This window comes from Streptomyces sp. NRRL S-920 (genome assembly GCF_000717945.1).
GTDB lineage: Bacteria > Actinomycetota > Actinomycetes > Streptomycetales > Streptomycetaceae > Streptomyces > Streptomyces alboniger.
Genome location: NZ_JODF01000028.1, coordinates 26,068 through 51,312 on the forward strand (window position 1 = coordinate 26,068; position 25,245 = coordinate 51,312).

General features: G+C 72.1%; 19 protein-coding genes. 11 read left to right on the plus strand and 8 right to left on the minus strand.

The annotated features are described in order from the left end of the window. Positions 1-186 precede the first annotated feature (186 nt). From IG54_RS0120470 to IG54_RS0120495, 6 genes are all read left to right on the plus strand, one after another. A complete protein-coding gene (locus tag IG54_RS0120470; RefSeq protein WP_051819718.1) occupies positions 187-1,452 on the plus strand; it encodes an amidohydrolase family protein in 1,266 nt (421 codons plus the stop codon). A gap of 248 nt (positions 1,453-1,700) precedes the next feature. After that, a complete protein-coding gene (locus IG54_RS0120475; RefSeq protein ID WP_030786187.1) occupies positions 1,701-2,654 on the plus strand; it encodes an LLM class F420-dependent oxidoreductase in 954 nt (317 codons plus the stop codon). A gap of 34 nt (positions 2,655-2,688) precedes the next feature. Then, positions 2,689-3,492: an SDR family NAD(P)-dependent oxidoreductase gene (locus IG54_RS0120480; RefSeq protein WP_030786189.1), complete on the plus strand. Its 804-nt coding sequence runs from the start codon at positions 2,689-2,691 to the stop codon at positions 3,490-3,492. Between the two features lie 135 nt (positions 3,493-3,627). After that, positions 3,628-4,755: an LLM class flavin-dependent oxidoreductase gene (locus tag IG54_RS0120485; protein WP_030786190.1), complete on the plus strand. Its 1,128-nt coding sequence runs from the start codon at positions 3,628-3,630 to the stop codon at positions 4,753-4,755. 130 nt (positions 4,756-4,885) lie between these two features. Next, a complete protein-coding gene (locus tag IG54_RS0120490; protein WP_030786192.1) occupies positions 4,886-6,625 on the plus strand; it encodes an N-acyl-D-amino-acid deacylase family protein in 1,740 nt (579 codons plus the stop codon). After that, complete coding sequence (locus tag IG54_RS0120495; protein WP_030786195.1) at positions 6,622-8,106, plus strand: aldehyde dehydrogenase family protein; 1,485 nt, start codon at positions 6,622-6,624, stop codon at positions 8,104-8,106. The genes IG54_RS0120490 and IG54_RS0120495 overlap by 4 nt, the downstream gene beginning before the upstream one ends. A 35-nt stretch (positions 8,107-8,141) precedes the next feature. Here IG54_RS0120495 and IG54_RS0120500 read toward each other — a convergent pair whose 3' ends face one another. Beyond that, positions 8,142-9,686, minus strand: coding sequence for a CehA/McbA family metallohydrolase (locus tag IG54_RS0120500; protein ID WP_030786197.1), 1,545 nt, complete (start codon positions 9,684-9,686; stop codon positions 8,142-8,144). 127 nt (positions 9,687-9,813) lie between these two features. After that, positions 9,814-10,152: an ankyrin repeat domain-containing protein gene (locus tag IG54_RS0120505; protein ID WP_030786199.1), complete on the minus strand. Its 339-nt coding sequence runs from the start codon at positions 10,150-10,152 to the stop codon at positions 9,814-9,816. Between the two features lie 103 nt (positions 10,153-10,255). Between IG54_RS0120505 and IG54_RS0120510 the strand changes: the two genes are divergently transcribed. Beyond that, positions 10,256-11,119 (plus strand): LLM class F420-dependent oxidoreductase, encoded by an 864-nt coding sequence (locus IG54_RS0120510; protein ID WP_030786200.1) that lies wholly within the window; start codon positions 10,256-10,258, stop codon positions 11,117-11,119. A gap of 81 nt (positions 11,120-11,200) precedes the next feature. After that, the gene (locus IG54_RS0120515) at positions 11,201-13,795 is read left to right on the plus strand and encodes a bifunctional FO biosynthesis protein CofGH (RefSeq protein WP_030786202.1); all 2,595 of its coding nucleotides are present in this window, start codon (positions 11,201-11,203) and stop codon (positions 13,793-13,795) included. 31 nt (positions 13,796-13,826) lie between these two features. Here IG54_RS0120515 and IG54_RS0120520 read toward each other — a convergent pair whose 3' ends face one another. Together IG54_RS0120520 and IG54_RS0120525 are read right to left on the minus strand one after the other, a co-directional pair. Beyond that, the gene (locus IG54_RS0120520) at positions 13,827-15,233 is read right to left on the minus strand and encodes an FG-GAP and VCBS repeat-containing protein (protein ID WP_030786205.1); all 1,407 of its coding nucleotides are present in this window, start codon (positions 15,231-15,233) and stop codon (positions 13,827-13,829) included. Positions 15,234-15,277: 44 nt separating this feature from the next. Further along, the gene (locus IG54_RS0120525) at positions 15,278-16,705 is read right to left on the minus strand and encodes an FG-GAP-like repeat-containing protein (protein WP_037897494.1); all 1,428 of its coding nucleotides are present in this window, start codon (positions 16,703-16,705) and stop codon (positions 15,278-15,280) included. Between the two features lie 189 nt (positions 16,706-16,894). Between IG54_RS0120525 and IG54_RS0120530 the strand changes: the two genes are divergently transcribed. Together IG54_RS0120530 and IG54_RS0120535 are read left to right on the plus strand one after the other, a co-directional pair. After that, entirely contained in the window at positions 16,895-19,306 is a 2,412-nt protein-coding gene (locus IG54_RS0120530) for a tetratricopeptide repeat protein (protein ID WP_030786208.1), read from the plus strand. 161 nt (positions 19,307-19,467) lie between these two features. Then, entirely contained in the window at positions 19,468-20,583 is a 1,116-nt protein-coding gene (locus IG54_RS0120535; RefSeq protein WP_030786210.1) for an ADP-ribosylglycohydrolase family protein, read from the plus strand. A 9-nt stretch (positions 20,584-20,592) separates the two neighbouring features. On the opposite strand, the gene IG54_RS0120540 is transcribed toward IG54_RS0120535, so the two are convergent. Further along, positions 20,593-21,387, minus strand: coding sequence for an SDR family oxidoreductase (locus tag IG54_RS0120540; RefSeq protein WP_030786211.1), 795 nt, complete (start codon positions 21,385-21,387; stop codon positions 20,593-20,595). A gap of 90 nt (positions 21,388-21,477) precedes the next feature. Here IG54_RS0120540 and IG54_RS0120545 point away from each other — a divergent pair, with 90 nt between their 5' ends. Next, positions 21,478-22,317, plus strand: coding sequence for a hypothetical protein (locus IG54_RS0120545; RefSeq protein WP_030786212.1), 840 nt, complete (start codon positions 21,478-21,480; stop codon positions 22,315-22,317). A gap of 108 nt (positions 22,318-22,425) precedes the next feature. Here IG54_RS0120545 and IG54_RS0120550 read toward each other — a convergent pair whose 3' ends face one another. From IG54_RS0120550 to IG54_RS0120560, 3 genes are all read right to left on the minus strand, one after another. Continuing rightward, positions 22,426-22,635, minus strand: coding sequence for a DUF397 domain-containing protein (locus IG54_RS0120550; protein WP_030786213.1), 210 nt, complete (start codon positions 22,633-22,635; stop codon positions 22,426-22,428). 222 nt (positions 22,636-22,857) lie between these two features. Next, the gene (locus IG54_RS0120555; protein WP_030786215.1) at positions 22,858-23,715 is read right to left on the minus strand and encodes a helix-turn-helix domain-containing protein; all 858 of its coding nucleotides are present in this window, start codon (positions 23,713-23,715) and stop codon (positions 22,858-22,860) included. A 433-nt stretch (positions 23,716-24,148) separates the two neighbouring features. Then, entirely contained in the window at positions 24,149-24,910 is a 762-nt protein-coding gene (locus tag IG54_RS0120560) for a GOLPH3/VPS74 family protein (protein ID WP_030786217.1), read from the minus strand. Positions 24,911-25,245 lie beyond the last annotated feature (335 nt).

Here is a 25,245-nt window from a genome sequence, read left to right on the forward strand (position 1 = left end):
ACCCCGCCAGTTTGCCTTGTTCATGGCGGATGCGTCAGCCGTGGGAGACGGCTCTCACAGGGTCCTCGCACGGCGTTCCGCACGGCGTTCCACATGGCGTCCCGCGTGGCGCGGTGTTCCGGTGCGCGTCATGGGGCGGTGTACGCATAGCTGACGGCCCGTCAGATCGGCGCTACCGTGGGCCGTATGGAGACCATGGAGAGCGCGGAGAGTGCGGGTGGCGCGACGGGCGCGCGGCCCTTCCCGAAGATCATCTCGGTGGACGACCACACCGTCGAACCCCCGCACGTGTGGCGGGACCGGCTCCCGTCGAAGTACCAGGACCGCGGCCCACGTATCGTCCGCGCCCCGCTGAAGGAAATGTCCTTCTTGGGCGGGAAATTCGCGCCGGTGATGGGGCGGCAGGGCGACGAAGGGCCCATAGGGGACTGGTGGATATACGAGGATCTGCACCGGCCGCTCACCCGCCTCGACACGGCTGTCGGCTGCGCCAGGGACGAGATCAAACTGGAGGTCATCACCTACGAGCAGATGCGCCCGGGGTCCTACAGCGTGCCCGACCGCCTCGCCGACATGGACGTCAACCACGTCCAGTCCGCCCTCTGCTTCCCCACCTTCCCGCGCTTTTGCGGCCAGACGTTCACCGAGGCCAAGGACCGCGAACTGGGGCTCCTGTCGGTGCGCGCGTACAACGACTGGATGGTGGAGGAGTGGTGCGGCCCCGAGGCCCGGGGCCGCCTCATACCGCTGACCCTCATTCCGCTCTGGGACGCCGAGCTGGCCGCCGCCGAGGTGCGGCGCAACGCGGCTCGCGGGGTGCGGGCGGTCGCCTTCTCCGAGATCCCGCCGCACCTCGGCCTGCCCTCCATCCACACCGACGCGTGGGACCCCTTCCTCGCCGCGTGCGACGAGACGGGCACGGTCGTGGCCATGCACATCGGCTCGTCCAGCAGGATGCCGTCGACGTCGGCGGACGCGCCGCCCGCGGTCGGCTCCACCATCACCTTCGCCAACTGCTGCTTCTCGATGGTGGACTGGCTGATGAGCGGCAAGTTCGAACGCTTCCCCGGCCTGAAGGTCATGTACGCGGAGGGCCAGATCGGCTGGATCCCGTACATCCTGGAGCGGGCGGACGTGGTGTGGGAGGAGAACCGAGGCTGGGGCGGCGTCGCCGACAAGGTCCGCCGCCCGCCGTCCGAACTGTTCGCCGAGCACGTGTACGGGTGCTTCTTCGACGACGCCTTCGGGCTGAGGAACCTGGAGTCGATCGGGGTCGGGAACGTGCTCTACGAGACGGACTACCCGCACTCGGACTCGACGTGGCCGAAGTCCCGGGAGGTCGGGGAGGCGCAGATGGGGCACTTGGCGGGGGATGTCGTGGAGCGGATCGTGCGGGGCAACGCGGTGCGCCTTCTCGGTCTTACGGGGGAGGGGCTGTGGGCGGGGGCGTGACCCTGGCGGGGCGGGGGGCCTCTCTGTGGGGGCGGACCCTGTCCCGCCGCTTCGCGGCGGATGCTTCCCCACCCACCCATCCGTTTGCCCCGCGCTGCGGAGGTTGGGGTAGGGGGGCAGGGTGGGCGGGGTCTACTCCGCCGCCCCACCCCTTGCCTGACGCCCCGTCAGCTATAAAGCTGGCGCCACCGGCACATATCTGGCGCCGCGTCAACTCCAGCCCCCGTAGAGAGGCAGGTGCGTCACCCATGGCCCCGCAGGCGCCGAAGCGTTCGTCCCTCCCGTACGGAATGCAGTTGCCCATCCAGTCCCAGAGCCGTCTCTACGCCGAGCCCTGGGAGGCCGCCGCCACCCCCCTCGACCTGCGAGAGATCGCCCGCACCGCGGACGAGACCGGCTTCGCCTATCTCGCGAGCTGCGACCACATCGCCATCCCCCGGCGCCTCGCCGACGGCATGGGAACCACCTGGTACGACCCCGTCGCCACCCTCGCCCACCTCGCCGCCGTCACCGAGAACGTCCGGCTGATGAGCCACGTCGCCATCGTCGGCCTGCGTCACCCCCTCGTCACCGCCAAGCAGTACGCGACCCTGGACCATCTCAGCGGCGGCCGGCTGATCCTCGGGGTCGGGGCGGGGCACGTGCAGGAGGAGTTCGAGGTGCTCGGTGTCGACTTCGAGCGGCGCGGGCCCCTGCTCGACGAGGCCATCGACGCGTTGCGGGCGGCGCTCGGGGCGGAGGAGTATCCCGAACACCACGGTGATTTCTACGACTTCGGCGGTCTTGGGCAGCGGCCCCGGCCCGCTCAGCCGTGTGTGCCCGTCTGGGTCGGCGGGTCCTCGCCCGCCGCCGTCCGCCGTGCCGCGACCCGCGCCGACGGCTGGCTTCCGCAGGGCGACCCCCGCGACAAACTGCCCGCCCAGATCGCGAGGCTCAGGCGGCTGCGGGAAGAGGCGGGGAACGAGGAGCCGGTCACCGTCGGCGCGATCACCGAGGTCCTGTACGTCGGCGAGCCGAGCTGGCCCGTCGGACGCCGGACCCTGCACGGCAAGCCGGACGCCCTCGCGGAGTCGCTGCGCGCGTACGCGGCGATGGGAGTCGACCAGATCCAGGTCCGCTTCCGCAGCCGAAGTCGTGCCGAACTCACCGACCAGATGCGGGCGTTCGCCGCCGAGGTGGCACCCCATCTCGCACATCCGTAGGCAGCCGCCTCCCCACGACCACCGAGGAGCACCCATGCGCACCAGCAAACTGAACGGCCGCGTCATCATCGTGACCGGCGCCGCGCGTGGGCAGGGCGAGCAGGAGGCGCGGCTGTTCGCCGCCGAGGGGGCCAAGGTCGTCGTCGCGGACGTGCTCGACGCCCAGGGGGAGGCCCTCGCCAAGGAGATCCGCGAGGAGCTGGGGGAGGGCGCGGCCGAGTACGTCCACCTCGACGTCGGCAGCGAGGCCGACTGGCAGGCCGCGGTGGCCGCTGCCAAGGACGCCTTCGGGAAGATCGACGGGCTCGTCAACAACGCGGGGATCCTCCGCTTCAACGAACTCGTCCACACGCCCCTCGAAGAGTTCCAGCAGGTCATCCAGGTCAACCAGGTCGGCTGCTTCCTGGGCATCCGCACCGTCGCCCCCGAGATCGAGGCCGCGGGCGGCGGCACCATCGTGAACACCGCCTCCTACACCGCGCTCACCGGCATGGCGTACGTCGGCGCGTACGCCGCCACCAAGCACGCCATCCTCGGTCTGACCCGGGTCGCCGCGCTGGAGCTTGCCGCCAAGAACATCCGCGTCAACGCCGTGTGCCCGGGAGCGGTCGACACCCCCATGACCGATCCCGCGCAGCTCGATCCGGCCGCCGACCCCGAGGCGGCGAAGGAGGCGGTCGCGGCGCTGTACAAGAAGCTGGTGCCGATGGGGCGGATCGGCACGCCCCGGGAGATCGCGGCCCTCGCCCTCTTCCTCACCGGCGACGACTCCGCGTACATCACGGGCCAGCCCTTCGTCATCGACGGCGGCTGGCTGGCCGGGGTCAGTGTCGTCTGAGACGGCGGCGCGGCCCAGCTAGCTGACGGTGTATCAGCTATTGACGGCCCCGGGGGCCGGTGGAACAGTCGACGCATCAAGATCTGACGGGCCGTCAGAAAGCCGGTCGGACCCTCACGAGGACGGTGAACCTCCTTGGAATTCGGTCTCTTTGTACAGGGATACGTGCCCGCCGCGCGGGCCGAGGTCGACCCCGAAGCGGAGCACAAGGCGCTCATCGAGGAGACCGAGTACGTCGTCCAGGCGGACAAGTCCGGCTTCAAGTACGCCTGGGCGTCCGAGCACCACTTCCTGGAGGAGTACTCGCACCTCTCCGCCAACGACGTCTACCTCGGATACCTCGCCCACGCCACCGACCGCATCCACCTGGGATCGGGCATCTTCAACCCGCTCGCGCCCGTCAATCACCCGGTCAAGGTGGCTGAGAAGGCCGCCATGCTCGACCACCTCTCCGAAGGGCGATTCGAGTTCGGGACGGGGCGCGGTGCCGGTTCGCACGAGATCCTCGGCTTCATGCCGGGCATCACCGACATGAACCACACCAAGGAGATCTGGGAAGAGACCATCGCCGAGTTCCCCAAGATGTGGCTCCAGGACGAGTACACCGGCTTCCAGGGCAAGCACTGGTCCCTGCCGCCGCGCAAGATCCTGCCCAAGCCGTACGGGCAGTCCCATCCCGCCATGTGGTACGCCGCCGGGTCCCCGTCCTCGTACGCCATGGCCGGCAAGAAGGGTCTCGGCGTCCTCGGATTCAGTGTGCAGAAGGTCTCCGACATGGAGTGGGTCGTCGAGTCCTACAAGAACGCCGTCAAGGAGGCGGAGGCCATCGGGGACTTCGTCAACGACAACGTCATGGTGACGTCCACGGCCATCTGCGCGCCCACGCACGCCGAGGCCGTCGCGATCGCCGTCGGCGGCGGGCTCAACTACCTCCAGTCGCTGCTCTTCCGCTACCACGACACCTTCCCCCGGCCCGAGGGCATCCCCGAGTGGCCCGAACTCCTGCCCGCCTACAGCGAGGAGATCATCGAGCTGCTCATCGCCGAGGAGCTGATGATCTGCGGCGACCCGGACGAGGTCTTCCGGCAGTGCAAGCGGTGGGAGCAGGCCGGGGCCGACCAGCTCAGCTTCGGGCTGCCGATCGGGATCTCGCCCGAGGACACGAAGAACACGATCAGGCTGATCGGTGAGCATGTGATCCCGAAGATCGATACCGACCCAGTGCACCGGACCTCCCGGTTCCGGGCGGCGGCTTCTTCCTGAGGCCTGCCCCTCAGCTGCCCCGGCCTCCTCTCCCGGACGGAGGCCGGGGCACCCCCCATCGCCCTTCGGGCTCGTCCTCAAGCGCCGGACGGGCTGAAACCCTCGTTTCTCCGAAAGGGGACGTCCCGCCATGCTCGACCACCTCATCCAGGGCGCGACCGTCGTCGACGGGACCGGTGCCCCCGCCTTCGTCGCCGACGTCGGCGTACGCGACGGCCGCATCGCCGTCATCGCCGAACCCGGCACCGTCACCGAGCCCGCCGCGACCGGTGAGGACGCCCGGGGGCGGGTGCTCGCGCCCGGGTTCGTGGATCCGCATACGCACTACGACGCCCAGTTGTTCTGGGATCCGTACGCCACGCCCTCACTCAACCACGGCGTGACGACCGTCGCGGGCGGCAACTGCGGGTTCACGCTCGCCCCGCTGCACCCGGGGCGGCCCGAGGACGCCGACTACACCCGGCGGATGATGGCGAAGGTCGAGGGCATGTCGCTGGTGGCGCTGGAGGAGGGCGCTCCCTGGACGTGGAGTTCGTTCGGGGAGTATCTGGACGCCCTGGAGGGCCGCGTCGCGGTCAACGCCGGGTTCATGGTGGGGCATTGCGCCCTGCGGAGGTACGTGATGGGCGCGGACGCCGTCGGGGGGCAGCCGACGGCCGAGCAGCTGGACGAGATGGTCCGGTTGCTGCACGACGCGATGGACGCCGGGGCGTGGGGGCTGTCCACCACCCAGTCCTCGACCCACTCCGACGGCGACGGGCAGCCGGTGGCCTCCCGGCACGCGAGGCCCGAGGAGCTGCTGGCCCTGTCCCGCGCCGTCGCCGAGCACGAGGGCACCCAGCTCGAAGCGATCGTCGCGGGCTGCCTCGACCGGTTCGGCGATGAGGAGATCGACCTGCTCGTGGAGATGAGCGCCGCCGCCGGGCGTCCGCTCAACTGGAACGTCCTCACCGTCGACGCCGCCGTCCCCGAGCGCGTACCGCGCCAGCTCGTGCCCAGCGAGCGCGCCCGGAAGGCCGGGGGCCGCGTCGTCGCCCTCACCATGCCGATCCTCACCCCGATGAACATGTCGCTCGGCACGTTCTGCGCGCTCAACCTCATCCCGGGCTGGGGCGACGTCCTCGGGCTGCCCGTGCCCGAGCGGATCGCGAAGCTGCGCGACCCCGAGGTGCGTGCCGGGATGCTGCACCACGCGGACAGCGAGGAAGCGGGCGTCTTCCGGCGCCTGGCCCGCTTCGACCGGTACGTCATCGGCGACACCTACTCCGAGGCGAACGCCGGGCTCACCGGGCGGGTCGTGGCCGACATCGCCGCCGAACGCGGCCAGGAGCCCTTCGAGTGCATCGTCGAGATATGCGCCCATGACCAACTGCGTACGGTCCTTTGGCCCATGCCCGCCGACAACGACCCCGACTCCTGGGCCCTGCGCGCCGAGACCTGGCAGCACGAGGACGTCCTGCTGGGCGGCTCCGACGCCGGCGCGCATCTGGACCGCATGTGCGGAGCCCCGTACACGACCCGTTTCCTCGGGGACTGCCTGCGCGGACGGAGGCTCGTCGGTCTCGAACAGGCCGTGAAGATGCTCACCGACGACCCGGCGCGGCTCTTCGGGCTGCGCGAGCGCGGGCGGATCACCGAGGGCCACCACGCCGACCTCGTCCTCTTCGACCCGGAACGGATCGACGCGGGCAAGGCCACGCTCGTCCACGACCTGCCCGGCGGCAGTCCGCGCCTGGACTCCAAGGCGATCGGCGTCGACGCGGTCTGGGTGAACGGCGTCGAGGTCATTCGGGACGACGTCGTCACGGGCGCGGTACCGGGAAGGATTCTGCGCTCCGGGCGGGACACCAGGACGGTGAGCACCAAGTGACGCGCGAGCGGCGGCTGTTCATCGGTGGCGAGTGGGTCGGGCCCGACGGCGGGCATTACGAGGTGATCGACCCGGCGACCGAGGAGGTCGTCGGCCTCGCGCCCGAGGCGAGCCGCGCGCAGGTCCACGCGGCGGCGTCGGCGGCCCGGGACGCCTTCGCGAGCTGGTCGCGTACGCCTCCCGAGGAGCGGGCCGCGGTCCTCTCCCGCGCGGCCTCGGTCATCCGGCGCGACAGCGCCTCGTACGCCGAACTGGCCCGCGCGGAGACCGGCGCGACGACCGCCACCGCGCGCGGCATGCAGGTCGCGGTGGCCGCGGCCCGTTTCGAGCGGTACGCGAAAGGGGCCCTCGAACCGGTGGAGGCCCCGCTGCCGCCGCAGATCAACGAGGCGGGGCCCATGGGGCGGGCCGGGGTGCTGGGGGCGGTGGCCGTGCGCAGGCCCGTCGGTGTCGTCACCTGCATCACCTCGTACAACAACCCCTGGGCGAATGCGGCGGGCAAGGTCGCGCCCGCGCTCGCCATGGGCAACACGGTCGTGGTCAAACCGGCCCCGCAGGACCCCCTGTCCGTCTACGCGATGGCGGCCGCGCTGGAGGAGGCCGGGGTGCCGCCCGGTGTCGTGAACGTCGTCTCCGGCACGGACGCGTCGGTGGGCGAGGCCGCCGTCGACTCCCCGCACGTCGACATGGTGAGCTTCACCGGCTCGACCGCCGTCGGGCAGCGCATCGGCGAGGTCTGCGGGCGCGGCATGAAGCGGCAGCTGATGGAGCTGGGCGGCAAGGGCGCGGCGATCGTCTTCGACGACGCGGACCTGAGGGCGGCGGTCGCCGGGATCGGCACCACCTTCTCCTTCTACAGCGGCCAGATCTGCACCGCGCCGACGCGCGTCATCGCCCAACGCGGGGTGTACGAACGCCTGGTGGAGGACCTTGCCGCCTATGCCGGGCAGCTGAGGGTCGGCGATCCGCGCGCGCGGGACACGGTCGTCGGCCCCGTCATCTCCGCCGCGCACCGCGACCGCGTCGAGTCGTATGTGGAACTCGGCCGCAAGGAGGGCGCCCGTATCGTCACGGGCGGCGCGCGCCCCACCGGGCCCGGGTTCGCCAAGGGCTTCTACGTCGCTCCGACCCTGCTCGCCGACTGCGCCCCGGACATGCGGGTCGTCCGGGAGGAGATCTTCGGCCCGGTCGTGGTGGTCGTCCCCTTCGACGGCGCCACCCCGGAGGCCGCCGAGGAGACGGCGATCACCCTCGCGGACGACAGCGACTACGGCCTGATCGACTACGTGTGGTCGGGCGACGTGGCCCGCGCCTTCCGCGTCGCGGGGCGCCTGCGATCGGGCGGCGTCGGCGTCAACACCGTCGGCCGCAACATGGAGGCCCCGTTCGGCGGCTTCAAGAAGAGCGGAGTGGGCCGCGACGTCGGCTCGTACGCCCTGCACGCGTACAGCGAACTCCAGTCGATCGTCTGGCCGGGGTGAGGGAGCCCACGCGGAGGCTTCCTCGGGCCGGGCGGTCAGTGGCGGCCCAGGAAGATCGGGTTCGTGAACGCGCACAGGGGGCCGGGGAGGCCCGGGGTTGTCGGGGTGTGGCGGATCTCTGCCCGGACGTAGGCCGCGTACGACGGCGTCGTGCGCCACTCCACCGTGCCCGTGCCGGATTCCGGGAGGGCGGCGCTGGTGTGCAGGACACCCTGGTCCGTGACGATCCGGACCGTGCGGCCGGGAGCGCCCTTGACGTCCAGGCGGACCGTGACCGGGGTGTCGCGGTCCACGGCGAGGCGTTCGCCGATGCCCGCGTGTCTGCCCCGGCCGCCCGCCGCGGAGAAGGTCAGCTCGACGGAGCTGGACTCGGCGATGTAGGAGCGGCCGCGCCGCAGGCCCTCCTGGATGGCCTCGCGCGTCAGGTCGTCCGCCAGGACCACCGTCTGCGGGCCGCCGATCCGGTCGGGGTCGCGGTGCGCGTCGCTGTTGCCCATCGCCGGGATCCACGGCCGCCCACCGCGTACGGAGGCGACGAGCATGCTGTCCCAGTCGGCCAGGGACACCTCGTCGTCCGGCGTGTACGTGCCGTTCCACACCTCCACCACGTCCGCCTCGCCGAAGCCGAACTTCCAGTTGCAGCCGACGCAGGTGGCGTGCGGGTGGGCGGGCACGACGAGGCCGCCCGCGTCACGGATCTTCCGCGCGTACCTGCCGAAGCGGTTGTCACGCGCGCGGTAGCGCCAGTCGATGAACGTGCCCGGGTCCGCGCCGAGGGACAGCACGTGGCCGTTGCGGGTCGTCACCTCCTCACCGAGCATGATCAGCAGGTCGTCGCCCGCGTGCTCGGCCCAATGGGCGTGCGCGGAGTGGGTGTTGTGCTCCGAGCTGTTGATGAAGTCGAGACCGGCGGCGCGGGCGAGCGCGGCGATCTCCGCGAGGGTGCGCCTGCCGTCCGAGTACACGGAGTGCAGGTGGCAGTCGCCGCGGTACCAGGCGCGGCCGCGGCCCTTGGCGCGCTCGGGAGGGTAGACCGGCCTCGGGGTTGTGCCGGGCGCCCCGTAGGTGAGGGTGATCGTCACCTCGTAGGGGAGGCCTTCGGGGGCGACCGTATAGGGGCCGAGCGCGATGTTCCAGGTGCCCGCGCGGATCCGGCCGGGGAGGTAGCCGGGCGTCGCGTCGTCGGCGCGGAGGAAGAACTCGGTGCGGGCGCCGCCGGACCAGCCCCGGAAGCCCTTGCCGCCCAGCTCGGTGCCGCGCTCGTCGAAGACGCCGATGTCCAGGGCGTTGCCCTGGGTGCCGGCGGGGACGGGCGGCTTCTGGTAGGTGTACGAGACGCGCAGCTCGGCGACCCCGTCGGGGACCTCCACCGGCAGGTACACGAAGTCCGGCGATCCGACGGGCAGCGTGCCGCGGACCGTTCTGGTCTCCTTGCTCCCCGGCTTCCGCGCCGGGCCGCGCCGCTCGGCGCCGCTCGCGAAGCTCACGCTGTTCAACGTAAGCGCGGCGGCGGCTCCCGTCACGAACAGTCCGCGCCGGTTCAGTGCCTTGTGTGCCGGGTGTACGGCGTCCTCGCACATGCTGCGGCTCCCCAGGGTGTCGATGGTGACGTGGGTGGTGCGGGCAACCCTGGTATTGAGCCGTGAACTGTGCGCCAAGGGAAGACGATTGACGGATTTCCACCCGGTGGCAGCGAAACATCCCGCCCTAGGGGGCGCCCGCCGCCAGCAGCGCCGCCTCGGTCTCCGGGTGCGGGCCGTTGCGTGCCCAGCGCAGCGGGGAGTATCCCGTGCCGTGGTCCTCGCGGAGGTTCGGGTCGCAGCCGTGGCCGCTCTCGGCGTCGGGTTCGGCGCCCGCCCGCAGAAGCAGCCGCACGGCCCCGGCCTCGCCGTGCACCGACGCCGCGTACAGGGGCAGCGTGCCCTCGGCGTTCGGCAGGCGCGGGTCGACCCCCGTGCGCAGGATGGTGGCCACGGCGGCGGTGTCGCCCGTCAGCGCGGCGAACACCAGACGCTCGGTCAGCTTCTTCTGCCGTCTTCTGTTCACCGGCGCCACGGTAGTGAGGACGCGGCCCTGGACCAACCGGCCTTGCGGGGATAGGAAGTGCCGAGGAAGCACCGAGGAAGCACCGACACCTCCGGAGGCACCCGTGCGCATCTCCGCGACCCTGTACCTGACCGACGCCACGATCGGCCCCGCGCGGCTGGCCCGGGAGCTGGAGGGGCGTGGCTTCGACGGCCTCTACGTCCCCGAGCACACCCACATCCCGGTGCCCCCGGAAACCCCCTACCCCGGCGGTGAGCTGCCGCCCGAGTGCGCGCGGATGCTCAGCCCCTTCGTCGCCCTCGCCCAGGCCGCCGCCGTCACGGAGCGGATCACCCTCGGCACCAACATCGCCCTGGTCGCCCAGCACGACCCCATCGACCTCGCCAAGCAGATCGCGACCCTCGACCACCTCTCGGGCGGCCGCCTCACCCTCGGCATCGGCTACGGCTGGAACCGCGAGGAGGCCGAGGACCACGGCGTCCCGTGGCCCCGGCGGCGGGCCGTCGTACGGGACAGGATGGCGCTCATGCGGGCGCTGTGGGCCGATCAACCCACGGAGCACGAGGGCGAGTTCGGGTCGGTGCGGCCGAGCGAGGCCCATCCGAAGCCGCGGCGCGCGCCCCGCAAGCGGCTCGCGAGAGGGCCGCTGTACGGTCCGCGCACCCTCATCGGCGGGGCCGCGGGCCCCGGGCTCTTCGCGCACATCGCGGAGTACGCCGACGGCTGGATGCCCATCGGCGGCAGCGGCCTGCGCGAGGCGCTGCCCGCGCTGCGCACGGCGTGGGCGGACGCCGGACGCGAGCCGCACGACTTGTACGTGGCGCTGACCGGCGTCGTCCCCGACGCGGGCAAGCTCGCGCATTACGCGGAGCTGGGCGTCGACGAGGTGATCGTGCAGCTGCCCGCGGGCGGGGACGCGGAGGTGTGCGGGGCGCTCGACGCGGCCGAGCGGCACGTGAACACGTGAATTCGTGGCCCGGGTGCGCCCCGAGGGCCTGGTCGGAAGTATCTGTACAGGTCAGGCGTTGTCGCTCGTATGCTCGGAGACATGACCAACAGCGCGCAGCCCGACGAGGCCGGACGACCCACCGCGAACGCCATGCGACGCGCGCTCAGGCGGGCCAGGGACGGTGTCGCGCTCGATGTGACGGAGGCCGCCGTCCTGCTCCAGGCGCGCGGCGACGACCTCGACGACCTGACCGCCTCCGCGGCGCGGGTGCGCGACGCGGGCCTGGAGGCGGCCGGCCGGCCGGGCGTGATCACGTACTCGAAGAGCGTGTTCATTCCGCTCACCCGGCTCTGCCGCGACAAGTGCCACTACTGCACGTTCGCGACTGTTCCCGGCAAGCTGCGCCGCGACGGGCACGGCATGTTCATGTCCCCGGATGAGGTCCTGGACATCGCGCGGCGCGGCGCCGCGATGGGCTGCAAGGAAGCCCTGATCACGCTCGGCGACAAGCCGGAGGACCGCTGGCCCGAGGCCCGCGAGTGGCTGGAGGCCGAGGGGTACGACGACACCCTCGCGTACGTCCGTGCCATCTCGATCCGCATCCTGGAGGAGACGGGCCTGCTGCCGCACCTCAACCCGGGTGTGATGTCGTGGACGGACTTCCAGCGGCTCAAGCCGGTCGCGCCCAGCATGGGCATGATGCTGGAGACGACGTCGGAGCGGCTGTGGAGCGAGCCGGGGCAGCCGCACTACGGCTCGCCCGACAAGGAACCGGCGGTGCGGCTGCGGGTCCTGGAGGACGCGGGCCGTTCGTCCGTCCCGTTCACCAGCGGGCTGCTCATCGGCATCGGCGAGACGTACGAGGAGCGCGCCGAGTCACTGTTCGCGCTGCGCCGCGTGGCCCGCTCCTACCACGGCATCCAGGAACTGATCATCCAGAACTTCCGCGCCAAGCCGGACACGGCGATGCGCGGCATGCCCGACGCCGAGATCGACGACCTGGTCGCCACCATCGCCGTCGCCCGGCACATCATGGGCCCGGCGGGCAATATCCAGGCACCGCCGAACCTCATCGCGGGCGAGTACGAGCGGCTGATCGGCGCCGGCATCGACGACTGGGGCGGTGTGTCCCCGGTGACGATCGACCACGTCAACCCCGAGAAGCCCTGGCCGCGCCTCGATGAGCTTGCCGAGCGGTCCGCGGCGGCGGGCTTCACGCTCGCCGAACGGCTCTGCGTCTACCCGGAGTTCGTCCAGCGCGGCGAGCCCTGGCTCGACCCCCGCCTGCTCCCGCACCTGCGCGCGCTGGCCGACCCGGAGACCGGCCTGGCCCGCCCCGACGCCACGGTCGAGGGCCACCCCTGGCAGGAGCCCGACGAGGGGTACGTCGCCTCCTCCGGCCGCACCGACCTGCACCGCACCATCGACACGGAGGGCCGCACCGCCGACCGGCGCGACGACTTCGACGAGGTGTACGGCGACTGGGAGGCCCTGCGCGAACAGGCCGCCCCCGGCATGGTGCCCTCCCGCATCGACGGCGATGTCCGCGCGGCCCTCGCCACGGCCGCCGACGACCCGACGAAGCTGACCGACGACGAGGCGCTCGCGCTGCTGCACGCCGACGGGCCCGCGCTCGACGCGCTCTGCGCCGTCGCGGACGACATCCGCAAGACGGTCAACGGCGACGACGTCACGTACATCGTCACCCGCAACATCAACTTCACCAACGTCTGTTACACCGGCTGCCGCTTCTGCGCCTTCGCGCAGCGCAGGACGGACGCCGACGCGTACACCCTCTCCCTGGACCAGGTCGCCGACCGGGCCGCGCAGGCGTGGGACGTGGGGGCTGTCGAGGTGTGCATGCAGGGCGGTATCCACCCCGACCTGCCGGGCACCGCCTACTTCGACATCGCGCGGGCGGTGAAGGAGCGCGTGCCGGGCATGCACGTGCACGCCTTCTCGCCGATGGAGGTCGTCAACGGCGCGACCAGGACCGGGCTTTCGATACGGGAGTGGCTGACCGCCGCCAAGGAGGCGGGCCTGGACTCGATCCCGGGGACGGCCGCCGAGATCCTCGACGACGAGGTGCGCTGGATCCTCACCAAGGGCAAGCTGCCGACGGCCACCTGGATCGAGGTCATCAAGACCGCGCACGAGCTGGGCATCCGGTCCAGCTCCACGATGATGTACGGCCATGTGGACCAGCCCCGCCACTGGCTCGGCCACTTCCGCACGCTGGCCGCCATCCAGCAGGAGACCGGCGGCTTCACGGAGTTCGTGACGCTGCCGTTCATCCACACGAACGCGCCCGTCTATCTCGCGGGCATCGCCCGCCCTGGCCCCACCACCCGCGACAATCGCGCGGTCACCGCCATGGCGCGGATCCTGCTGCACCCGCACATCCCCAACATCCAGACCAGCTGGGTGAAGCTGGGCCAGGAGGGCGCGGCCGAGATGCTCAGGTCCGGCGCGAACGACCTGGGCGGGACGCTGATGGAGGAGACCATCTCCCGTATGGCGGGCTCCAGTTACGGCTCGTACCGGTCCATCGAGGACCTGGTCGCCATCGCGGAGACGGCCGGGCGGCCCGCGAGGCCGCGTACAACGCTCTACGGCGAGGTGCCCGAGGAGCGGCAGCGGGCGGCCCGCGCCTCGGACGGGCAGCTGCCGGAGCTGCTGCCGCTGGTGGACTGACGTCCCTCAGCGGCAGCAGGGCGGGCGCTGGCTAGCGGGTCAGCGCGCCGCCGAACTCCACGCGGTTCTCCGGGAGTCCGAGCGACTTCGGGCTGTAGGACGCGATGCCGGTGACGGTGAGGCCGCTCGCGGCACCGCGCAGGTACCAGGCGGCACCGGAGTCGGCGTAGGTGCCGTCCTCCGTGGGCGCGGTCGCCGTCAGGTCGGCCTTGCCGTCCTTGTTGGTGTCGGACAGCAGGACCTGGCTGCCGAACTTGTCGCCCTTCTCCGAGACGCCGGGCACCCCGGTCGTGGACTGCTGGAAGGCCTGCGCGCCCGTGCCGGTCAGGCCGGTGCGGGAGCCCTTCAGGAGCACGGTGCTGCCCGCGTCCGTGACGGCGTCGATGTCCTCGCCCGGGATGCCGACGGCCACGTCCGCGTAACCGTCGCCGTTGACGTCGCCCGCGCTGATCGAGGAGCCGAACTCGTCACCCACCTCACCGACGCCGGGGACGCCCGCCGTGTCCTGGGTGATCTTCGCGGTGCGGGTCGCGGAGGGCCCGTCCGGCGTGCCGTACCGGACGAGGATGGTGCCCTTCTGGTACGGCATGTCCTCGTAGTTGCCGCCGATGTCGCGGACGATCAGGTCGCCGTAGCCGTCCTTGTCGACGTCGGCGATCGCCCCGCTGTAGGTGGCGGCGAGCGGTGTGGACGTGGTGCTCACACCGTTCTTGCCGCCCTTCCAGAACTGGCTGCCGTACGCCCGCTCCTCGAAGCCGTGGCTGGAGACGATGTCGTCGGCGCCGTCACCCGTGACGTCGCCGACCACGAAGGCGGATTCGCCGAACTCCCGCTGGGTGGGCACCTGCTGCTTGCTCGCGGCCTTGCCGTCGCGCGTGAACGGGCCGTACGACACCGACATCCCGAAGAGGTCGTCGCCGGGGTCGGGCTCGCCCTCGATGTCGCCCGTGACCAGGTCGCGCTTGCCGTCGCCGTTGAAGTCGCCGGCGGTGACGTCGCTGCCGCGCCAGGGCAGCTCGGTGCTCTTCTCGCCGTGCAGGCCCAACGCCGAACCCCACAGGACGACGGCGTTGCCGTCGCCGCTGATGACGAGGTCCGTGTACTGGTCGTCGTCGAGATCGGCGGCAGCCGTCTGCGAGCCGAAGCGTCCGCCGTCCTGCGGGTCGCCGGGGACGCCCGGGGTGGCGCGGCCGAAGGTCGCGTGGGCGGTGTCGGGGCCCGAGGCCGAGCCGTAGATGACCGTGACCGTGCCGGGCGTCGTGCCTTGCCAGCCGCCGACCGAGGAGATCGCGACGTCGGCGTACCCGTCGTGGTTGAAGTCGACGAGCGGGGTGCGCGGCGGCACCGGGGCGGCCGACGCGGAGCCCGCCGTGGCGACGAGGGCGAGCGGCGTGATGAGCGTGGTGACCGCGAGGGCGGCCGTGAGGGAGCGTCGCAACTGGTTCTCCAGAGAGAGGGGGGAGGGGTTCGGGGCGGGGGTGGTCAGCCGACGAGCGTGTGGCCGAACTTGGCGTCCTTCTCCGGCGCGCCGAGCTTCACCGGGCTGAGCGTGGTGGCGCCCGTCGTGGTCAGGCCGGTCGCGGAGCCGAAGAGGTTCCACAGGGCCCCCGAGTCGGCGTACGTGCCGTCCTCGCCGGGGGCCGTGGCGGTCAGGTCGGCCTTGCCGTCCTTGTTCAGGTCGGTGAGGGAGACCTGGCGGCCGAAGTCGTCGCCCGCCTCGGAGACACCGGGCACGCCCGCGGTGGTCTGGCTGTAGGCGACCGCGCCCTTGCCGGTCATGCCGCCCGCGGCCTTGGAGGCGCCCTTGAGCAGGGTCACCGTGCCGGTGCCCGCGGCCGTGTCGAGGCCCTCGCCGGGAGCGCCGACGGCGACCTCCGCCTTGCCGTCGCCGTTCACGTCACCGGCGCTCAGGGACGCGCCGAACGCGTCGCCGCTCTCCCTGGTGCCCGGGACGCCCGCGGTGTCCTGCGTGATGACCTTCTTGCGCGTGTTGGAGGGACCGGTGGAGGTGCCGTACTGGATGGTGATGCTGCCCGGGGCGGAGTCGATCTCCTCGGTGACGCCGCCGATGTCGCGGGTGATCAGGTCGCCGTAGCCGTCGCCGTCGACGTCGCCCACCGTGCCGCTGTACGCCGTGCCGAGCGACTTGGACGTGTGGCTGACACCGGTCTTGGAGCCCTTCCAGAAACGGGCCGAGTGCTGCATCTCCTCGAAGCCCGCCGTGCTGACGATGTCGTCGACGCCGTCGCCCGTCATATCGCCGGCGATGAAGCCGCGGATGCCCGTCGGGCCGTCGCTCGTCCGGAAGGTGTCCTGGGTGCGGGTCTTGCCGTCCCGGGTGAACGGGCCGTACTGGATCGTCATCCCGTCGACATCCGGGTCGTCGCTCGGCGTGTGGTTCACCACGAGGTCGCGCTTGCCGTCGCCGTTGAAGTCACCCAGGGCGTACTCGGAGTGCCTGTACGGCAGGGCGGTGTTCTGGCCGGTCAGGCCGTCCTTGGAGCCCCACAGCACGGTGGTCTTGTTGTCGTCGCCACCACCGATCACGAGCAGGTCGGTGTACGAGTCGCCGTCCAGGTCACCGGCCTCCGTCCGGTAGCCGAAGGCCCAGCTGCCCTCGGCCTCACCCGGCACACCCGGCGTGCTGCGGTCGATGACCTGGTGGCGGCCCGTGCCGGGCCCCGCCGAGGTGCCGTACACGACGGATATGTATCCGGCCCTCTCGACACCGCCGGCCGTACCGAAGGGAGCCGAGACCGCGAGGTCGGGGTACCCGTCGCGGTTGAAGTCGGTCATCGGCGTGCGGGGCGGCACGGGCGCGGCCGACGCCGTACCGGAGGCGGCGAAGAGTGTGAGGGGGGCGGCCAGCGCGGTGACGGCGATGGCGGTGATGAGGGTGCGGCGGGGCACTGAGCCTCCTGTGAGGTACGTCTGTGACACAACAGGAGACAGGTGGCCGGAAGTGAAGGTTGTACACCGCAGGAACTCCGTTACGTGATCCGGACGTTCGACGGCCGACGGCCGCCGTTCACCCCGCGCCACGTACGCGTGCGTGAGACTGGCCGTACGCCGGAAGGCACGAAAGGCGGGAGGGGCAGGATGGCGCGGGCGAGGGTGTCGATGCAGGAGCTGATCCGGCGCAGGCGGCGGGCGGGCTTCGTGGGGCGGCGCGAGGAACTGCGGATGTTCCGCGAGAACTTCGAGCTGCCGCCGGACGACGACCGCCACCGGTTCCTCTTCCACGTGCACGGCCCCGCGGGCGTCGGCAAGACCTCCCTGGTGCGGGAGCTGGCGCAGCTGGCGCGGGACCGCGGCGCGCTCGTCGCCCACGTCGACGAGGCGGCGGCCGGCATCCCCGAGGCGGTCGCCGAGCTGTCCGCCCAATTCGCCCAGCAGGGGCGGGCCTTGAAGCGGCTGGAGCGGGCCCTCGCCACCTACCGGCAGCGCAGCCACGAGGCCGTCGCGGCGGCCGTGCGCGAACCCGATCCGGACGCGCCGTCCATGGGCAGCGCGATGGCGGCCCGCGCCGGGGTCGTCGGCCTCGGCATGGTGCCGGTGGTGGGCGCCTTCGCCGGGGTCGTCGACGCGGACCGCCTCGCGCGGGGCGCCGACCGGCTGCGGTCCCGCTTCCGCACCCAGGAGGACGCCCGCCTCGTCCTGGAACCGGAGCGCGTGCTCACCCCCGTGCTCCTGGACGAACTGGCCGAGGCCGCCGACACCGTGCCCTGGCTGGCCCTGTTCTTCGACACGTACGAGCGGACGGCGCCGTTCCTCGACCGCTGGCTGCACGCCATGATGACGACCGACCGCTTTGGCGAACTCCCCGCCAACGCCGTCCTGGTGACCGCGGGCCAGCGCCCCCTCGACCCCACCCGCTGGGAGGGCGCCGCGGACTTCGCCGCCGATCTGCCGCTGCGGCCCTTCACGGACGCCGAGGCACGCCTCCTGCTCGCCGCCAAGGGCGTCACCGACGAGCCGGTGGTCACGGAGGTGCTGCGCCTGTCGGGCCGGCTGCCCGTCCTCGTCTCCACCCTCGCCGAGAGCGGCCCGGCGGACCCGGGTGACGTGGGCGACCCGAGCGCCACGGCCGTCGAGCGCTTCCTGAAGGCGGAGCAGGACCCGGCCCGCCGCGCGGCCGCGCTGGCGTGCGCACTGCCCCGCCGCCTCGACGAGGAGGTCGTCCGCGCCGCCACCGACGAGGGCGCCGAGGGCGGCGGGAGCCCGGCGGAGCTGTACGCCTGGCTGCGCGCGATGCCGTTCGTGGGGACCGACCGCGGGGGCGCGGCCCGCTACCACGGTGTCGTACGCGCCCCGATGCTGCGCCTGCGCCGCGGCTCCGCGCCCGAGCGGTGGAGCGCGGGACACACCCGGCTCGCGGAGCTGTACGGGCGGCGGCGCGGCGTGCTGGAGGAGGAGGACCGGGGTGGTCCTGGGCGCCCCTGGACGCGTTCCGCTTGGCGGGCCGTGCGGGTGGAGGAGCTGTACCACCGGCTGTGCGCCCGGCCCCGTGCCGCGCTGCCCGCGGTGCTGCGGGACGGGGTCGACGCGTGCCGCGTGGACACGGCCGTGGCACGCGAGTGGGCGCGGGCCGTCGCGGACGCGGCCGACGACACGGACGCGGGGCATCTGCGGTCCTGGTCCGACGACTGCCGGGCGGCGCTCGCCGACGAGGAGTCCGGGGCGCTGCGCGTCCTGGAGCTGCTGCTGGCCCGCGGCGGTCTCGACGACGCGGGCAGGGCCGCCGCGTACAACGCCCACGGCCTGCGGCTCTTCCTCCTCGGCCGCTTGCGGGAGGCGCTCGGCGACCACGAGCGCGCCATCGCGCTGGCCCCGGCCGACCCCTGGGGCCACCACGACCTCGCGGTGACCTACCGGGCGCTCGGCGCGTACGAGAACGCGCTGCGCCACCTCGCCGAGGCCGCCGAGCTGGCGCCCGACGCGGCGTGGGTGGCACGCCAGCGCGGCGAGACCTACCGGCGCATGGGCCGACCGGAGGAAGCGCTGCCCTGGCTGGACCGGGCGCACGGCCTCGACCCGGAGGACCCGCTGGCCCTGGGCAGCCTCGGCCAGTCCAAGTTCGTCCTCGGCCGCCCCCAGGAGGCCCTCGTCGACCTGGACCGCGCGATCGCCCTGTGGCCGGACTACGCCTGGGCACTGACCCGCAGGGCCCGCGTCCGGCACCACCTGGGCGACGGGCCGGGCGCCCTCGCCGACCTCGACCGCGCCCAGCGCCTGGCCCCGGACGTGGCGGGCACCCGGGGCGAGCGGGGCGATGTGCTGCGCTCGGCGGGCCGTCACGAGGAGGCCGTCGCGGAGTACGAGTCGGCGCTGGAGATCGACCCCGCCTACGCGTGGGCGTGGGGCAGCAGGGCCCTGTCCCTGGAAGCGCTGGGCCGCCGGGACGAGGCGGTGGCGTCCCTGGAGGAGGCGCTGCGGGTCGATCCCGGGTACGCGTGGGCGCGGGAGCAGATGCAGCGGATCCTGGACGGTCCGGAACCAGAAATTCCGTAGGTTCCGTAGCACCTGCGAAGGTCTGGTGAACGACGTTCAAAAGCGACCCCGAGGACGACTCTTCACATTCCACTTGGCGATGCATTTTGTCGTTCGCAGTCGATTACAGTGCTGCGCAGCCGCAACCGGGCGAGGCACGTCAAGGCACTGAGGGAGGTCCCGTGGGCACAGCAGCCACCGGTGTCTGGGGCCGCGCCGAGCAGCAGGACTTCCGCAGCCGCGTGCGCGGCACGCTCCTCGGAGCCGCCGTGGGCGACGCCTTCGGGGCGCCCGTCGACGGGCTCTCCCTGGACGACATACGCGCGGCCCACGGCGCCGACGGCCTCACCGAGCCCGCCCCCGCGCACGGCAGACGCGGCGCCGTGACGGCCGCCACCCAGCTCACCCTCTTCACCGTCGACGGCCTCATACGCGCCCAGGTCCGCCGCGACACCGGCGCCTGGCACCCGCCGACCGACCTGCACCGCGCCTACCGCCGCTGGGCCGCCACCCAGAGCGACTGGGGCCCGGACGAGCGGCGCGAGGAGGACGGCTGGCTGGCCCGCGAGGAGTGGCTGTACGCGCGCCGCAACCCGCCCCGCGCCTGCCTCCTCGGGCTCGGCAACATCGTCATGGGCACCGTGGCCACCCCCAAGAACCCCGACGAGCGCGGCCCCGAGGCCGCCGTCAGATCGGCGCCCTTCGGCCTTCTCGTCGGCTGGGAGCCGCAGCTCGTCCTGCAACTGGCCGTCGAGTGCGCCGTCCAGACCCACGGCCACCCCACCGCCTACCTCTCCGCCGGCGCCCACGCCGTCATCGTGCACGGCCTCGCCCGCGGCGAGTCCCTCGACGGGGCGATCCAGCGGGCCCTCGCCCTGCTCGCCGCCCACCCCGGCCACCCGCCCGTCGCGGACGCGCTCCGGCACGCGCTGGGCAGCGTGCGCCAGGGGATGCCCACGCCCGCGCGCGTCGAGGAGCTGCTCGCGGACGGCACGGCCGAGGGGGCGCTCGCCGCCGCCGTGTACTGCGCCCTGGTCGGTGCGGACATCCGCCACGGCGTGCGGCTCGCCGTCAACCACGGCGGGGCGTCGGCAGCCGTGGGCGCGCTGTGCGGGGCGCTGCTCGGCGCGCTGCACGGGGAGACCGCGCTCCCGCCGGGCTGGCTCACGGAGCTTGAGGGCCGCCCCACGATGCTGGAGCTGGCGGACGACTTCGCCATGGAGATGACCCAGGGCCCCGCCCTGCACGGGCCCGCCGTCTCCTCCCCGGGCTGGCTGGCCCGCTACCCGCGCGCCTGAGGCGGCGCACTACCGCATCAGCTCCCCGGCGTTGACCAGCAGGGACTGCCCCGTGATCGCCCGCGCCCGGTCCGACGCCAAGAAGACCACCGCGTCGGCCACATCCCCGTCCGTCGCCAGGTCGGGGAGCGCCATCCGCGCGGCGAGGCGCCCGCGCACCTCCGCCGCCGCAACCCCCTCGGACTCCGCCGTGAACTGGACGTACGCCTCCACCGGCGGCCCCCACATCCACCCCGGCAGCACGGTGTTGACCCGGATGCGGTGCGGCCCCAGCTCCCGGGCGAGGGAGTACATGGCGGAGGTCAGCGCCCCTTTGGACGCGGCGTACGCGGCCTGGCGCACCTGCGAGGGCGCCGCCACCGCCGACTGCGTGCCGATGAAGACCACCGAACCGCCCCGCCGCTCCTTGAGCGCGGGCAGACAGGCCCGGGTCATCCGCAGGGTGCCGAGCAGATTGACGTCCACAACCCCCTTCCACGTATCGAAGTCCGCGTCCTCCAGGCCGCCGAAGTGGCTGTCCCACGCGGCGACATGGACGACGGCGTCGATCCCCCCGAACCGGTCGCACGCCAGTGCGGCGAGGGCCTCGCACTGGCGCTCGTCGGTGATGTCGGTCGCCCGGTACGCGGTCCGTGTGCTCCCGGGGTCGATCCCGGCGGCCGACGCGGCGAGACGCGCCTGCGTACGCGCCCCGAGCACGGCGTTGCCCCCGTCGCGCACGACGGCCGCCGCGACCTGGTGGCCGAGCCCGGCGCCGACGCCCGAGACGATGACGGTCTTACCGGTGAGCAGCGACGACGGCATGGGGCGCCTCCAGGCTCTGGCAGTTTTACTGACGGGGCGTCAGAGTATGGGCGTCCACCGGGCGAGGGAAGAGAAGGGCAGGGCAGCGGCATGACGCACGAGACCCGCAGCGACACATACGCCGAACTGGCCGCCGTCGGGCCCTACGGAGTGCGCCCGGGACACGCTCTGATCACCTTGGTCGAGCCGCACCCGGGGCACGAGTACGCGTACAACCGCTGGTACGAGGACGACCACTACTACGCCGGGGCGATGGCCATGCCGTGGATGTACGCGGGGCGCCGCTGGGTCGCCACGCGCGAGCTGCGACTCCTGCGCTACCCGGCCGGGTCCGCGGTCGCCGCGCCGGTCACCGCGGGCTGCTACCTCTCGACGTACTGGATCACGGAAGGCCGCTACGACGACCACATGAAGTGGACCGTGGGGATCAACAAGCGCCTCAACCGTGACGGCCGCGTCCATCAGGAGCGCACTCACGTCTTCACCGCGTTCCAGGACCACGAGGCGACCGTCTACCGGGACGGCGCGGCGGGCCCGCGCGACTTCCACGCGCTCGACCACCCATACAAGGGCCTCGTCCTTGAGGTCGTGGACGCCGAAAGCGCCGTGCGGAGAGCCGAGTTGCTCACGTGGCTGCGGACCCGGCACCTGCCGAGCGTGCTCGCCGGTTCGCCGGCCGCGATGGTGACGGTCTTCCGCCCGACCCCGCTGCCGGGCGACCGGATGGCGTACGTGAAGCAGGTCGAGGGCGTGGACACCCGGCTGACGCTGCTGTGGTTCCTCCAGGAGGATCCGCGCGCGTGCTGGGAGGCGCACTTCACCGGGCGGGACGCGTCGGTGGCCGAATCCGGCCTCGGCCGGGTGGAGTTGGTGGCGCCTTTCATTCCGACCGTCCCGGGCACGGACCTGTATGTCGACCAGTTGCGCTGACGGGAGGCGAGGGCGCGGGGCCCGGCGCAGGGCCGAGCCCCCTCGGCCGGGACGGCGGGCCAGTCGAGAGGGCTCATTCGGTGCTGCTTATGCGGTTGTGTGTCGGCGTCACGCGAGATCGGCAGCCCCCCGGCTCACCTCGCTGACGAACGCGTTCCACGAGTCGGCGGGGAAGGCGAGGACCGGTCCCGCCGATACCTTGGAGTCGCGCACCGAAATGCCGGTGTGCTGGGGGGACTTGACCTCGACGCACGCGCCGTTTCCGGTGGAGTACGAGGACTTGACCCACGTGTGCGAAACACCCTGCTGGATTGCCATGTTCACTCCGGTTCGACCAGTTGATGAGTTGCTTTCACCGCACATCGCGGTGTGCGCCAACGCTGTTGCTCGATGGCGTGAATGACGCTACTCGCCAACTTCGGCGCGTGAAGGGGCTATTCACTCGACCGGATGGCATATACCAGGGGGGTCTTCCGCCCCGACGCGGCAAGGGTGTACCGTGCCGGTCTTTCCGCGCGGGGGCGGTGGCGCAGCCCTCGGTCAGCGGGCGTAACCCTGTGAGATTTCCGTGATGAGTCGGCGCGACTGCTCCACGTTCAGCGCCTGGGCCCGCAGGTGCTCGTACATCACGCTGTACTGCTGGACGTCGTTCGCCTTCTCCAGATACAGGTCGCTGGTGACGCCCTCGATGTAGACGACGCTGGAGTCGGCGGCGTCGGGGAATTCCAGAATCGCGTACTGGCCGTTGAGGCCCGGGTGCGCGCCCAGCTCGAAGGGGATCACCTGGACCGTCACGTGCGGCAGCTTCGACTGCTCCACGAGGTGTTCCAGTTGCTCCCGCATCAGCTGCTCGGAGCCGACGACACGGCGCAGCGCGGACTCGTCGAGGACGGTCCACAGACGCAGCGGATTCGTCGGCGCCGCGATGCGGTCCTGGCGTCTCATGCGCACCTGGACACGCTTCTCGATGTCGCTCGTCGTGGTCTCCGGGAGCGCGCCGGTGATCAGCGCCTCGGCGTAGGCACGGGTCTGGAGCAGGCCGGGGACGACCTGCGGGTCGTAGACGCGCAAGGAAGCGGCGTCCGTCTCCAGGCCGATGTACACGCTGTACGGGATGTCGCCGAAGGAGTGCCACCAGCCTTGCTGCCGCGAATCCTTGGCCATTTGCATCAGGGAGTCGACGATGCGGTGGTCCTCGACCTCGTAGACACCGCACAGGTCGCGGACGTCGCGCTGGCTGATCGAGCGGCGGCCGTTCTCGAGGCGGCTGATCTTCGACTGCGAGACGAGCAGACGCTCGGCGACCTCTTCGGCCGTCATGCCCTTCAGCTCGCGGAGCCGGCGCAGCTCCTGGCCCAGGCGACGTCGCCTGACGGTGGGATTGACATTGGACGCCACGGGACGTGCACCTCCGGCTTGCCTGCCACGATTTTGCGTATCTACTGCTCAGCAGAGTGCCACCAACCTGTGTGGCACCGCTGGGAAACAGCGGATGTGCGAACGTGCGGGCGGTTGTGGGGTGCGGGCCGTCCCTGGCGGCGCCGGAGGGTGTGCGGCCGCGCGGGGTGGTGGTGCCGGGGTGTCGTCGTCCGGACGGTCCGGCCCCACTCCCCGCGCGGCCCAGCGGCTCCCGAACCGGGTCTGGGGGACTGCGGTGCGGCGCTGGTGTGGTGGTGCGTGCGCTGGTGCGTAGGTGCAGAGGTGCGCTGGTGCGTAAGTGCCTTGTGCTGAGCGGTGACGTGCGGGTGGTGCCGAGCGGTGCACGTACTGGTGGTGCCGAGCGGTTACGCGCTCCTGGTGCCGAGCGGTGAATGTGCTGGTGGTGCCGTGCTCAGTGGGCCACGGCGCGTGCCATGGATCCGCGGCGCGGCTGCATCGGGATCCGGTCCGGGTCCGCCGCCGCCCTGGCCGGCTGCCGGCCGCCGGCACCCGTGGGGGCTGCCGGTGCTGCGCTGCGGCGCGGCTGAGCTGCCACGCCGTTCTGGACGTCCATCACGGCGTGCGCCACGAGACCGCCCATGGGGTCGTGCCTGATCAGGTCCCGGAGGCGGGAGCGCGATGAACGCCCCTCGTTCCCGGGGTACAGATGCTTGCCGAGACCGACCGCGTGGGCCAGCGCGGCGAGCGCCGCGGTCCGCGGGTCCGGCGGTACGCCGGTGCGGATCGCCGAATCCAGCCGGGCCCTGATGTCCCGGCTGATCGCCGTGTCCGTCGCCTGATAGCGAGTCGTCGGCAGTACTCCGCACATCTGGCCCGCCACGGCATGCACCATGCCGCACCGCTCCAGATGCGAGAGGTAAATCTGGCGCAGCCCCAGCCGGGGCCCGCCGATCCAGTGGACGGCCCGGACCGGGCTGCCGCGCCTGCGCAGCAGTTCCAGTGCGGAGTCCAGAGTCGGATCTCCGGTCGGCCGTGGCATCACCACGGCGATACGATCCCCGTCTGGGGCTATCCGTCCGGCCAGCGCCAGCTCCACTAGCTGTGCTCCGGCCAGACCGAGGTCGAGCGACTGCGGCTGCGCTGTGGTACCCGTGGCCGGGTCCAAAGCGAGCAGCAGAAGCTCCTCCGGAATTGTTCTGCGGCTCCTGCCCATCCATGCCTCCCCGCGTGGATGAATGACAGGGTGACCCCTCTCACATTCATCTGTCGAGAGCGCGTGGGCGGGATGTACGGGAACCAGCAGGTATGTCGTTCTCGTCTACCACGGGGGTTAAGCCCTCACACAGGACACTGGTACACGGTTCGGACAGTGGGTCCGGACCGGATTTGGCGCACGGCCAGCACACGGCAAGCATCAGCATCGGCATACGGCATGGCGTACGAGGAGGCATCGGTGGCGGGCGAGACCCCCGACAGGTCGAAGCAGCGGAAGTCGTCGGGGAACCCGACTGCGGCGGATCCCTCCGCGCCGGCACCGGAGGAACGGGA

Excerpts from the sequence above, each read along its gene's own strand:
- IG54_RS0120470 (WP_051819718.1), top strand. The coding sequence starts at position 187 with ATGGAGACCATGGAGAGCGCGGAGAGTGCGGGTGGCGCGACGGGCGCG.
- IG54_RS0120475 (WP_030786187.1), top strand. The coding sequence starts at position 1,701 with ATGGCCCCGCAGGCGCCGAAGCGTTCGTCCCTCCCGTACGGAATGCAG.
- IG54_RS0120480 (WP_030786189.1), top strand. The coding sequence starts at position 2,689 with ATGCGCACCAGCAAACTGAACGGCCGCGTCATCATCGTGACCGGCGCC.
- IG54_RS0120490 (WP_030786192.1), top strand. The coding sequence starts at position 4,886 with ATGCTCGACCACCTCATCCAGGGCGCGACCGTCGTCGACGGGACCGGT.
- IG54_RS0120500 (WP_030786197.1), bottom strand. The coding sequence starts at position 9,686 with ATGTGCGAGGACGCCGTACACCCGGCACACAAGGCACTGAACCGGCGC.
- IG54_RS0120515 (WP_030786202.1), top strand. The coding sequence starts at position 11,201 with ATGACCAACAGCGCGCAGCCCGACGAGGCCGGACGACCCACCGCGAAC.
- IG54_RS0120530 (WP_030786208.1), top strand. The coding sequence starts at position 16,895 with ATGGCGCGGGCGAGGGTGTCGATGCAGGAGCTGATCCGGCGCAGGCGG.
- IG54_RS0120540 (WP_030786211.1), bottom strand. The coding sequence starts at position 21,387 with ATGCCGTCGTCGCTGCTCACCGGTAAGACCGTCATCGTCTCGGGCGTC.
- IG54_RS0120545 (WP_030786212.1), top strand. The coding sequence starts at position 21,478 with ATGACGCACGAGACCCGCAGCGACACATACGCCGAACTGGCCGCCGTC.
- IG54_RS0120550 (WP_030786213.1), bottom strand. The coding sequence starts at position 22,635 with ATGGCAATCCAGCAGGGTGTTTCGCACACGTGGGTCAAGTCCTCGTAC.
- IG54_RS0120560 (WP_030786217.1), bottom strand. The coding sequence starts at position 24,910 with ATGGGCAGGAGCCGCAGAACAATTCCGGAGGAGCTTCTGCTGCTCGCT.